The sequence below is a fragment of the Pseudobacteroides sp. genome, assembly GCF_036567765.1.
Lineage (GTDB): Bacteria > Bacillota > Clostridia > Acetivibrionales > DSM-2933 > Pseudobacteroides.
Genome location: NZ_DATCTU010000113.1, coordinates 21,861 through 33,702, shown reverse-complemented (window position 1 = coordinate 33,702; position 11,842 = coordinate 21,861). Strand labels below are relative to the sequence as shown.

The window sequence follows — 11,842 nt, the reverse complement described above, 5'->3', positions numbered from 1 at the left end:
GGTTTTGCAGTAAAACGTTTGCGTTTGAGCTTTCGCTTAACATGCAGTTTCTGAGAACTTTGCCATAGCCTAACCAGAAAATCATAATAACTGGCAACAGCAGGTGCAGAGCCTTCAAAGCCGCACAAGTCAAAATATAGTGGGTCAGAAGCTGCCTCGGAAGCCCAATTTGTGATAGAATAATTCTGTCTATCGAGCATTAATACAAGGGATCTTATAATTCCTTGCTGATTTTTGGCTGGGCGGCCTAAATCAGGATATAGAGGCTTGATAACAGGAAGTAGGCTATCTAGGTTGAGCAGGTAGAGTTTGGAGATGCTCTTGTCCAGTTTAGATACCCTACTTTTTTGTATGGCAAAATGAAATAAGAGCTTGAGTCTCAATGTGTGCTGGTAACTTTCATGTGAAGTCCAATGTCGTAACATATATCGCCTCCAGAATCAGATTGTGTGGAAAAAGTATCCATGTAATTCCATTTTTGGAGACGTGGGGATTTGTCAAGGTGGCATGATACCATATAAGCATAATTATGGAAATTATGGCTGGAAATTTTAATAAAATTTTAACTGATTTGTGGGGGTGAAAAAGAAAAGTTAACTCTCAAAAGTCAGATAAATAAAGCCCTCGGAGTTTCCGAGAGCATACGAATAAATAAGGAGAGGGAAGTTTTATGAATAAAACTCGAAAGCTCATATTTGCATGTATTTTGTTTTCAATATTGGGTGTGTTTTTTATAGTATCCTCAATAGTCCAATTTGTGAGCAATAATTTTTTATCTGCAATACTTGATTCAATAGCGGGAATACTTTTTATAGTGGGTGTATTTTATGAGGTTTATAGAATAAAAAAAACTCTATAGAATAATAAAAGGGTGTAATTATGATATTGTATAAGATTAATGAAATTTAGATAATTGGAGAATCATGTATATATGAAAAAAATTTTTAAAATGGTAGGACTTTTAGCTGTTTTTATAGGTGTTTATTATTTTGCTACTATTTTTGTTGGAATAATTATTGGTATAGTGCTTATTATTATTAATTTAGCAACTGGAAATATAGATTTAACAATAAATTTTGAAAATTATTCTGAAAAATATGCATATGTTACGATAATATTTGTAAATATTGTCACAGTATTATTTATGTGGGTTTTATTCAGAATACGTAAAGAGAATATATTTAAGAATTTTAATTTTAACAGAATTAATATGAAAACTATAGGATTGCTCATAATTTCAGCAGTATTAATGCAGTTTTTTTTATCCACATTAGTATCATATGTCGTACAGATAGATGGATTTTCTAATATGGTTACACAGTACACGGAAATTACAGAGCCTTTAATGTTAGGAAATGTCTTAATTGTTATAATTGTTATGGGAATCGTTACCCCAATTTTTGAAGAATTTTTCTTTAGAGGTATTATATATAATGAGCTTCGGAAGAACTTACCTGTGGTAGTTGCATTAATTATTCAAGCTGTTATATTCGCTGCTTTTCACGGAAATATCATTCAGGCTATCTACACAATTATACTAGGTGTCTTGCTTGCACTTATATACAATTGGTACAAATCTATATTGAGCCCTATTATATTTCATTTAGGGTTTAACATTTCTGGTATTGTATTGAGTAAATTCAAAACCATTCAAATCTTTGATAACTACAGAATAGTGTTTCTTATTTTTAGTGCTTTATTCTTAAGTGTTATGTTTATTCCTTTATGGAGAAATAAAACGCAAAATAAAGAAATGACTGCTGTTTAGATTAGTATAGAATAATTAAATAACTATATGAAAAGTGCTTAATCTTTTACATCTGTCTATTGTAAATTCTGTTAAAATCATTAATTATTTGCTCTGACTAACAAAGATCAGTAACACTTTTCAATAGTTTAATAGTACGGATTAGCACTAACACTTTTTAATACATACATTTTGAGATCGAATTATACTAGCTTGTTTATGTATAATTCGTTATATAGTTATTACATTTTCATATATTTGATATTTGCTAGTGAGGTTAGAGTTGTGATATTTAAAAAATACTACTGTATAAAACAATATGATACCGCAGATTGCGGAGCAGCATGTCTTGCAACCATAAGTAAACAATACGGCTTAAAGATACCAATTACAAAAATAAGAGAAGTTGCGGGCACCGATAAGCAAGGTACAAATGCTTATGGGCTAATAAAAGCAGCTGAACAATTAGGATTTACGTCTAAAGCTGTCCGAGGAAATCAGGAAGCTTTTTTTTCAGAATTTCCCCTTCCAGCAATTGCCCATGTAGTAGTTGGTGGAAGCTTGCTTCATTACGTTGTAATTCATAAAATAACAAAAAAACAAGTAATTGTTGCCGATCCTGGAAAAGGCATTGTCAAGTGTACGCCAGAAGATTTTTTCAAAGTTTGGACAGGTGTGCTTATTTTGCTTGCTCCTTCAGCACAATTCAAAAAAGGCAACGAAACAAAAGGAATATTCTCACGTTTTTCTGGCTTATTAGCCCCTCAAAAGAAGTTAATTATAAATATATTTCTAGCATCCCTTATCTATACAATATTAGGGATACTGAGTTCTTTTTATTTTAAATTCATGATGGATGATATACTGCCCAATAATTTAATGAATACATTACATATTGTTTCAGTAGGCATCATTCTTTTAAGCATTTTTAAACTTCTGTTGAATGCATTCAGGTCACACCTGCTTTTATATCTTAGCCAGAAGTTGGACATATCATTAATCCTTGGTTATTATAGCCATGTCCTGCAATTACCCATGAACTTCTTTGGAACACGAAAAGTTGGAGAAATTATATCAAGGTTCATGGATGCTTCAAAGGTGAGGGAAGCTATATCGGGGGCAACACTCACAATAATGATTGATACTCTGATGGCAATAGCAGGTGGAATAATACTTTATTCGCAAAGTTCATTTCTATTTGCCATTGCTTTCATTATGGTTATAGTCTATGCCGTTATTGTATTTTCCTTTAACAAGCCAATAAGAAATATAAATCGGGTACAGATGGAAAACAATGCACAGCTTACATCATATCTGGTTGAGTCCTTAAATGGTATTGAAACTGTCAAAACCTTTAATGCTGAACGCAAGGCAAATATTGAGACAGAGAAAAAGTTTATAAAGCTTTTGAAAAGCATTTTTAAAGGTGGGTGGATAAATAACCTTGAAAATTCGCTGACTGGATTTGTAGCATCGATCGGAGGGATTGTAATCCTTTGGGCAGGAGCGTATAGTGTTATAAAGGGAGATATGTCGGTTGGCCAGCTATTGGCATTTAATGCACTTCTAGCGTATTTTCTTGATCCGATAAAAAATCTGATTAACCTCCAGCCAATGATGCAGACGGCCATAGTTGCTTCTGACAGATTGGGAGAAATATTGGATTTGGAACTTGAGAAGAGTGAAAGCGAAGACAAAAAAATAGCACCAAGTACACTTAAAGGACTGATAGAATTTAAAGAGTTGGATTTTCGTTATGGCACTCGTCAGTTAGTTTTGAAAAATATTAATCTTAAAATAAATAGCGGGGAAAAAATCGCCTTTGTTGGTGAAAGCGGCTCCGGTAAAACAACCTTGGTAAAGCTGTTGTTGAACCTTTATAAATGGGAAAAAGGAGAAATACTTATCAATGGTTACAATGTCAAGGATATAAACATGAATTATCTGCGTGAACGCATTGCATATATTTCTCAGGATATTTTTCTTTTTAGTGGCACCATATATGAGAACCTTACTCTTGGTATAGAAAACCCGGATATGGAAACTGTTATTGAATCTGCAAAAATGGCAAAGGCACATGATTTTATTAACCAGATGCCTTTAAGATATGAAACTATGTTGGAGGAAAACGGTTCCAACCTATCAGGTGGTCAAAAGCAAAGACTAGCTATAACGCGTGCACTTCTAAAAAAGCCTGATATACTGATAATGGACGAAGCCACAAGCAACCTTGACTCCTTAACGGAAAAAGCTATAGAAAAGACTATCAACGAACATACTCATGGCGTTACCACCCTTATAATTGCCCATAGACTTTCCACCATAATGAGGTGCGACAAAATTTATGTTATGGATAAAGGAGAATTTGTGGAAAGTGGAACACATAAAGAACTGATGAATAAAAAGGGTTTGTACTATGAGCTTTGGACGGAACAATTGCCAGAACTATCTGAAAAGTATATAAAAAAGGAAACAGGAATTTCTTTAAATTCCTTCGTTCCATTTGTCCAAGGAGTTTTTGAGTCTGCAGCGGCAAAGGAAGGTGATGGAGAATGAAAACTTACATACAAGACATAAAGGATATGTCTGACAGCAGGGAAATGCTAGAAGCAAAACCTCACTTTTTCATGGCATGGTTTGTATATATACTTTTTGCCATTATCGGTGCAGCGTTGATTTGGGCATACTTTGGAGAAATAGATGACTATGTCAAGGCAAACGGTGCAGTAAGACCAGGAGAAAGGATAAGCACAATAAGGAATGCTATAGCCGGACGAGTAGAAAAGGTTAACATTGAAGAAGGAATGCGAGTCAAAAAAGGCGATGTGCTTTATACCATTGAGGCCAATGGAATTCTTCTTGATAAGGATGAGAAAGTAAAGTTAGTTTCAAGGCTTGAAAAGGAAAACAAAAATCTTCAGAAGTTCAAAAAAAGCGTACTGGAAGAGAAAAACTTTTTTGATCCGGTCAATGCTGATGAGGTTGATTATTATAACCAATTTCAGAAGTATATGACTGATAGGAAAACGAATGTGGAGCAGCTGAATAACTCCAAGCTTGACCTGATGCAGTTAAAAGGTGATGCAAAATCTTCAATGAAAATGGTAGAGGTCAAGCTGAAAAACACAAAAGACGTTTTAAAAAACCTAGAGACTATGCTTGTTTCGGTCGAGAAGAATAAGAACCTGTTTGATAAAGGCAATACTGAGTATCAAAGGAGATATGAGGATTATGAATTTAATATCAACCGATTGAACTCACTATATGAGCAAAAAAGAGATACTTATGAGAGGATTAAAAAGCTTTATGATGCAGGTGGTGTAGCGAGAAAGGAACTGGAGGATGCAAAAAATCAAATGGAACTTGCAAAGCTGGATGCAGATAAATTCAAAAATGAATTTGTTATGAATTTGCAGGATTCAATCAAGCAATCAGAGGAGAGCGTTGGCGAGCTTACCAATTCAATATCAAAATGGAAGACAAGCCTTGATGCATACAACGGTAAGAGCCAAAACACAGAACTGGTGATTGAAAAGTTGCATCTTGATACGCTTGGTCAAATTGAAGATGGCCTGTCCGCAAATAGAATGAACCTTGATAAGGCAAAAAGTGAATTAAAAAACCTTGAACTGAATTTAAAAGAAGCTATTGTAACTTCTCCTATTGATGGTATAGTAAACCTATATACGGAAATAAACCGCGGGGATTTGATTCAAAATGGAATTGATATCGCAGCGATTGTTCCATATACAAGCACCCAATACAAGATTCAACTAATGGTATCAAATAAAGATATCGCAAGCATTAAAGAGGGGCAAAGAATTAAATACCATTTCCTTGCACTTCCATACCGAGAGTATGGTGAGGTGGAGGGCATTGTGAAAAGGATTGGTACGGATGCCAGAGTAGATAAGGAATCAGGATCAAATTTCTATATGGTAGAAGCTACTGTGGATAAAACTGAACTTGAAAGCTACAAAGGAGTCAAAGCCCAAGTTAAGGTTGGAATGGTGTGTGAAGCCCGGGTTGTAACAAAATCACGAAAAATATTGTGGTGGCTTCTTGAAAAGATAAATCTCATTGATTGAAAGGACAGATGAATGTGGTTAAAAATAAGCGTTTTGTTTCAATTACTGTATTAGTTATGTTGGGCATTGCAGCAACAGGTGTATATGCTGCGGGCAGAATCTACACCAATAAATCCCTTGATGACCTTAAGGGATACGTTGATAACAGCAATCTGAATGTTCAGGTTGTTGACAGCGAGCATCAGGTTCTTGAGTCCCGCTATAGTGAAACAATTAAACAGTATAATGACAGTCGAAAGCAAACAGCGTTATTACAAAATCAGCTTGATAGATTGAATCATGATAAAACCTGGTATCCTAAGAAAAAAGAACAACAGCAGATGGTAGAAAAATATCAATTGCAGGTTGAGTATTATAATGTATGCCTGTCAATAAAACAGCTTTTATTGGCTCAAAGCGAACTGGAGGTTGTAAATAAGCAGATATCTGTTGAACAGGAGAAGCTGAATCAAGGAGATTCAACACAGCTTGCTGTTGATGACTTGAATTGCAGGAAGAAAATTGTGCAGGACATAATTATAAGCCTTAATCAAAGTATTGATGAGGGTAAAAATGCTCTAAAATCAAGGCTTAATGAGACTACAGCTGTACAGTTTGACCCTTCGTTTAGCATTCCATCTACGGTTGATGGTTCGGACACCTATTCTTTAGCAACTCTTAGGAAGAAATGCGAGGATAATAATATCGGACTGCTTCAAACAAATGCATATATTGGGTTTCATAGCAGCTTGGTTTCAAGCCTAAGGACATGTGTCGGTGAAAGTGATCCTTCATATGGGACAGCAGTATCTGAACGATCTAAGCTTCAAGCGGATGCAAATGTATTAAAACAGCAAATTGATACCTATGTTGAACAACAGTATAATATTTTTAAACAGGGACTTATTTCTTATTCTACAACTCAGGAACGTAAGGGTATTTTAAATCGCCAATTGGATGTTTTGAAGACTAAATATGATAATGGTGACATAAGCGAGCTTCAGTATTTGTCAGATAAATTCCTTGTTTTAAAAGAATTAAACAATGGTTATAACTCAATTGTTGATAAAATTAATGCAAAAACCATGATAAATTTGATTGAAAATGGGATTATTATTCAGAATAAATAGAAAATATGTTCGATAGGCTGATTGACGCAAAAATTCAAAGTAGTTAACAGCAAAATTCCTGATATCTAGAAAAATCTTGAATTGTTTTTCAAGCCAGTATCCTACTCTCATACAGATTTTACTGGAATTGATGGAGCAGATCAGGAGTTCTTTATTGTGCTATAATAGCCATATATGATTAAAGCCTTTTTTAGTGTCTTGTTTTTATTGTGAATTCCAATTATAAACCACAGTTATGTGGCTATTTTCTGACTTTTTCTTTTATTGAATTAATTACCCTTCACAGGGTATATATAATTTGAATGTTTTTATATAGAGGAGAGAATGATGAAATATAGAAAAGTGGTAAAAGGAATTTTCTTGGAAAGACCAAACAGGTTTATTGCAAGGGTTGTTATAGACGGCAATGAAGAAGTTGTTCATGTAAAAAATACCGGAAGGTGCAGGGAAATATTAAAAAAGGGCACAGAGGTAGTTTTAGAGGAAGCTTTCGGCGAAAAAAGAAAAACAAGATATTCATTAATAGGTGCTTATAAGGGCAGTATGCTCATAAATATAGATTCCCTGATACCTAATACGGTAATAAGTGAGGCAATTAGCAACGGTGAAATAGAGGAGCTTCGAAATATTTCATTTCTTAAAAGAGAGGTAACATTTAGAAAGTCCAGGTTTGACATATATTGTGAGGGCAATGAAAGGAAAATATTTATAGAAGTGAAGGGAGCTACTCTTGAAGTGGACAAGGTGGCAATGTTCCCTGATGCACCTACGGAAAGAGGCACCAAGCATGTATTGGAAATGAAAGAAGCCGTAGAAATGGGGTATGAAGGATATATTATTTTCCTGATACAGATGAAGGGGGTCCGATGCTTTATGCCCAATTCTAAAATGGATTCCAGGTTTTCAGAAGGACTAAAAAAGGCTGCAAGTCATGGGGTGAAAATTCTTGCATTTGATTCTATTGTTGAGGAGGATGGAATAGTATTGGGTGAAAGGATAAATGTGATACTTTAGGATAATTGCTGCTGTTTAAAATAGCTTGACTAAAAGGTGCTGGTATGGTAAAAAATATATTAACAAATAAAACTTAATAAAATCTTCAGGGATAGGTGAAATTCCTTACCGGCGGTAGGCAGTAATGCGAGCCCGCGAGCTTTTATAAAGCAGATCCGGTCAAAGTCCGGAGCCGACAGTAAAGTCTGGATGGAAGAAGAATAAAAATTGTATTATTAAATTCCCTGAAGATATTATCATCAGGGAATTTTTAGATGTTTAGGAAATACTACTACGTATTTTAATCAGGTGGTTTAATTAAAATGGAGACTAATTTGGACATACACGAAAAGTATATGATGAAGGCAATGGAGCTTGCAAAAGGCGGCAGCGGAAAGACAAATCCCAACCCCCTCGTTGGTGCTGTAGTTGTAAAGGATGGAGAAATTGTGGCGGAAGGTTTTCATGAGGTGCTTGGGTGTGCCCACGCAGAAGCAGCTGCAATTTACAATGCCAGGGGTGACATAAGTGGCGGAACCATGTATGTTAACCTTGAGCCCTGCTCCCATTTTGGAAGGACGCCTCCCTGTGCTAATGCAATTGTGCAGGCTGGAATAAAGGAAGTTGTTGTTGCGATGGAGGATCCCAATCCCAAGGTTTCGGGAAGAGGGATAGGAATTCTGAAGGATGCGGGTATAAATGTAATTACCGGCGTGTTGGAAAAAAATGCAAAAAAGTTAAATGAAATTTTTATAAAATATATCACAAAGAAGCAGCCCTTTGTGATAATGAAAACTGCTATGACTCTTGATGGTAAAATTGCTGCAGCTACAGGGGACTCCAAATGGATTACGGGTGAAAAATCAAGGCAGTATGTCCATTTAATAAGAAACAGGGTAGCTTCCATAATGGTAGGTATAAATACAGTACTAAAGGATGATCCTTCGCTGACTACAAGGCTTGAGGGAGAAACAGGAGCCGATTCCGTTAGGGTTATTGTTGACAGCACGGGTAAAATTCCTGAGAAGTCCAGGGTTCTTAATGTTGATTCGGATAAGGGTGTTATTCTCGCCACTACTTCAAAAATACCTAAGGAAAAAGAAGAAGCTCTAATAAAAAAAGGTGTCACAATAATCAAGGCTGACAAAATGGAAAATGGCACCGTTACAGGAGTAGACCTTGCAAAACTTATGGGTGAGCTTTATAAACTGGAAATAGACAGTATATTGTTAGAGGGTGGAGGGACCCTTAATTCATCAGCCCTTCAGTATGGAATTGTAGATAAGGTAATGAGCTTCATATCGCCCAAAATTATAGGCGGGGCCAATGCACCCACGCCTGTTGAAGGTCAAGGCAGGCGGTACATGAAGGATGCTGTTTCGCTGGAGGAAGTTTCCCTTGAAAGGTTTGATGATGATATACTTATAGAAGGGTATGTGAAAAGCAATGTTTACCGGGATTGTTGAGGAATTGGGAAAGGTAAAAAACATATCATACGGCAGCAGATCTATTAAGCTAATGATTAGTTGCAGCAATGTTCTTGAGGGATCAAAGATTGGCGACAGTATAGCAGTTAATGGAGTCTGCCTTACGGTTACCAATATGGGAAACGGGTATTTTGCTGCCGATGTGATGCCTGAGACCCTTAGGAGAACAAGTTTAAGAGATATGGGTATAGGATCGAAGGTAAACCTGGAAAGGGCATTAAGACTCTCAGATAGGCTGGGAGGGCATATTGTCAGCGGTCATATAGATGGCATAGGAACCATAACTCAAATGGAAGAAGAGGATAATTCGGTTTGGTACTCAATAAGGACTGATGGGTATATATTGAAATATATAATACATAAAGGGTCCGTTGCAATTGATGGAACAAGCCTTACTGTGGCTTATATAGATGAGAGCTTATTCAAGGTATCCTTGATACCCCATACACGGCACATGACTGTTTTAGGAGATAAAAAGACTGGAGATATTGTAAATATTGAGGTTGATCAGGTTGCAAAGTATATCGAAAAACTGACTTTGTTCAATGGTGAAAAAACAGAGAGTAAAAGCAATTTGACCATGGACTTTTTGAGGGACAACGGCTTTTTGTGATTTTAGTGTCATAGAGGAGGATGTAAAATGAAATTCAATACAATTGAGGAAGCTATAGAGGAAATAAAAAAAGGTAATATGATAGTTGTTGTTGATGACGAAGACAGAGAGAATGAAGGAGATATTGTCATGGCAGCACAAATGGTCACGCCTCAAAGCATAACCTTTATGGCTACATATGGCAGGGGTATGATTTGTGTTCCGCTAGACGAGTGCCGTGCAAATGAACTGGATTTGCATATGATGGTTGATAACAACAACGAAAATATGAGGACGGCCTTCACTGTCACAGTTGACCACATCACATCAACTACCGGTATTTCGGCGTTTGAGAGGGCTAAAACCATAAAGGAGCTCACAAATTCAGAGGCTAAAAGAGAGGATTTTGTAAGACCTGGGCATGTATTTCCTTTGGTTGCAAAAAATGGAGGAGTATTAAAGCGTGCAGGACACACCGAGGCATCTGTTGATCTCGCAAGGTTGGCAGGACTATACCCAGCAGGACTTATCTGCGAGATAATGAATGATGACGGTACAATGGCAAGGGTTCCTCAGCTTATGGAATATGTGAAGCAGCATGATCTTAAAATAATTACAATAGCACAGCTTATAGAGTACAGGAGAAATACTGAAAAGCTTATAAGAAAGGCTGCTGAGGCTAAAATGCCTACCGCCTTCGGTGAGTTTAAGATAGTAGCTTTTGAAAATTCAATAAGCAAAGAACATCATGTTGCTCTTGTTAAGGGAGATATATCTTCAAGTGAGCCTGTTTTGGTAAGGGTTCATTCGGAATGTCTTACGGGAGATGCGTTTCATTCACTAAGGTGTGACTGCGGTGAACAGTTAAAGGCTGCATTAAAAAGGATATCCGATGAAGGCAGGGGAATAGTTTTATATATGCGGCAGGAAGGCAGGGGTATAGGTCTTGTTAATAAGATAAGGGCATATGAGCTTCAGGATAAGGGCAAGGATACAGTAGAAGCCAATGTTTTACTGGGATTTGCACCTGATTTGAGGGACTATGGAATAGGTGCACAGATACTTTGTGATCTTGGTGTCAAAAAAATCAAGCTTCTTACCAACAATCCCAAAAAGCTTGTAGGCCTTAAAGGATATGGTCTGGAAGTTATTGAAAGAGTACCGCTGCAGATACAGGAAAATGAAGTAAACAGCTTCTATCTTAAAACAAAAAAAGAAAAAATGGGGCATTTATTAGATGATTATAGGGAGGAACAGTAAATGGCAATAAAAACTAATGCAGGAAATCTTATAGCTAAGGATCTTAGATTCGGTGTTGTAATAGGAAGGTTTAACGATTTTATAGGCAGTAAGCTTGTTGGCGGATGTATTGACGGCATTGTAAGGCATGGCGGAACAGAGGAAAACATAGAGCTGACATGGGTTCCGGGTGCTTTTGAGATACCTCTGGCAGCACAGAAACTGGCAAATTCCAAGAGGTTTGATGCTGTTATTTGCCTGGGGGCAGTAATTAGAGGCTCAACTCCTCATTTTGACTATGTTTCTAATGAAGTGTCAAAAGGAATAGCCAAAGTTTCATTAGATACCGGCATTCCTGTAATTTTCGGAGTACTTACGACGGATACAATAGAGCAGGCCATTGAAAGAGCAGGAACAAAGGCGGGAAATAAAGGCTATGACGCAGCTGTAACAGCTATTGAAATGGCTAACTTGATGAAGATTATATAATAGGAGTATTGTTGTAGGAGGGCTGTTGCAAGTTTGTAAGTTTAGGATATGAGATAGCATTGCTATAGAACAATTAAAATTCTGTTTCTCTGACAGAA

Annotated in this window: 10 protein-coding genes, 1 pseudogene and 1 riboswitch; of the genes and pseudogenes, 10 read left to right on the top strand and 1 reads right to left on the bottom strand. The window is 36.5% G+C overall.

Annotated elements, in window-relative coordinates; translation table 11 throughout:
• Positions 1-425, bottom strand: a pseudogene (locus VIO64_RS18720) (hypothetical protein); the annotation flags it as partial.
• A gap of 245 nt (positions 426-670) precedes the next feature.
• Here VIO64_RS18720 and VIO64_RS18715 point away from each other — a divergent pair.
• From VIO64_RS18715 to ribE, 10 genes are all read left to right on the top strand, one after another.
• Positions 671-859 carry a hypothetical protein gene (locus VIO64_RS18715; RefSeq protein WP_331921081.1) on the top strand — a complete coding sequence of 63 codons (189 nt, stop codon included), beginning with the start codon at positions 671-673 and terminating at the stop codon, positions 857-859.
• A 72-nt stretch (positions 860-931) separates the two neighbouring features.
• Positions 932-1,768: a type II CAAX endopeptidase family protein gene (locus tag VIO64_RS18710; protein ID WP_331921079.1), complete on the top strand. Its 837-nt coding sequence runs from the start codon at positions 932-934 to the stop codon at positions 1,766-1,768.
• Positions 1,769-2,032: 264 nt separating this feature from the next.
• Positions 2,033-4,303: a peptidase domain-containing ABC transporter gene (locus VIO64_RS18705; RefSeq protein ID WP_333783869.1), complete on the top strand. Its 2,271-nt coding sequence runs from the start codon at positions 2,033-2,035 to the stop codon at positions 4,301-4,303.
• On the top strand, positions 4,300-5,835 hold the full coding sequence (locus tag VIO64_RS18700; protein WP_331921077.1) for an HlyD family efflux transporter periplasmic adaptor subunit: 1,536 nt from the start codon (positions 4,300-4,302) through the stop codon (positions 5,833-5,835). Before VIO64_RS18705 ends, VIO64_RS18700 begins: the two co-directional genes overlap by 4 nt.
• Before the next feature lie 14 nt (positions 5,836-5,849).
• Complete coding sequence (locus VIO64_RS18695; RefSeq protein ID WP_331921075.1) at positions 5,850-6,944, top strand: hypothetical protein; 1,095 nt, start codon at positions 5,850-5,852, stop codon at positions 6,942-6,944.
• A 327-nt stretch (positions 6,945-7,271) separates the two neighbouring features.
• The gene (gene sfsA, locus VIO64_RS18690; RefSeq protein WP_331921085.1) at positions 7,272-7,958 is read left to right on the top strand and encodes a DNA/RNA nuclease SfsA; all 687 of its coding nucleotides are present in this window, start codon (positions 7,272-7,274) and stop codon (positions 7,956-7,958) included.
• 77 nt (positions 7,959-8,035) lie between these two features.
• Positions 8,036-8,163: riboswitch (FMN riboswitch) on the top strand.
• A gap of 97 nt (positions 8,164-8,260) precedes the next feature.
• Positions 8,261-9,403: a bifunctional diaminohydroxyphosphoribosylaminopyrimidine deaminase/5-amino-6-(5-phosphoribosylamino)uracil reductase RibD gene (ribD, locus tag VIO64_RS18685; protein WP_331921073.1), complete on the top strand. Its 1,143-nt coding sequence runs from the start codon at positions 8,261-8,263 to the stop codon at positions 9,401-9,403.
• A complete protein-coding gene (locus VIO64_RS18680; RefSeq protein ID WP_331921071.1) occupies positions 9,384-10,037 on the top strand; it encodes a riboflavin synthase in 654 nt (217 codons plus the stop codon). Before ribD ends, VIO64_RS18680 begins: the two co-directional genes overlap by 20 nt.
• A 27-nt stretch (positions 10,038-10,064) precedes the next feature.
• A complete protein-coding gene (locus VIO64_RS18675; RefSeq protein ID WP_331921069.1) occupies positions 10,065-11,276 on the top strand; it encodes a bifunctional 3,4-dihydroxy-2-butanone-4-phosphate synthase/GTP cyclohydrolase II in 1,212 nt (403 codons plus the stop codon).
• Positions 11,277-11,744, top strand: a complete 468-nt coding sequence (ribE, locus tag VIO64_RS18670) for a 6,7-dimethyl-8-ribityllumazine synthase (RefSeq protein ID WP_331921067.1) — start codon at positions 11,277-11,279, stop codon at positions 11,742-11,744.
• The last annotated feature ends 98 nt before the right edge of the window (positions 11,745-11,842 follow it).

Bases quoted from the DNA above. Each gene is read 5' to 3' on its own strand.
- VIO64_RS18715 (WP_331921081.1), top strand. From the start codon at position 671: ATGAATAAAACTCGAAAGCTCATATTTGCATGTATTTTGTTTTCAATA.
- VIO64_RS18710 (WP_331921079.1), top strand. From the start codon at position 932: ATGAAAAAAATTTTTAAAATGGTAGGACTTTTAGCTGTTTTTATAGGT.
- VIO64_RS18700 (WP_331921077.1), top strand. From the start codon at position 4,300: ATGAAAACTTACATACAAGACATAAAGGATATGTCTGACAGCAGGGAA.
- sfsA (WP_331921085.1), top strand. From the start codon at position 7,272: ATGAAATATAGAAAAGTGGTAAAAGGAATTTTCTTGGAAAGACCAAAC.
- ribD (WP_331921073.1), top strand. From the start codon at position 8,261: ATGGAGACTAATTTGGACATACACGAAAAGTATATGATGAAGGCAATG.
- VIO64_RS18680 (WP_331921071.1), top strand. From the start codon at position 9,384: ATGTTTACCGGGATTGTTGAGGAATTGGGAAAGGTAAAAAACATATCA.
- VIO64_RS18675 (WP_331921069.1), top strand. From the start codon at position 10,065: ATGAAATTCAATACAATTGAGGAAGCTATAGAGGAAATAAAAAAAGGT.
- ribE (WP_331921067.1), top strand. From the start codon at position 11,277: ATGGCAATAAAAACTAATGCAGGAAATCTTATAGCTAAGGATCTTAGA.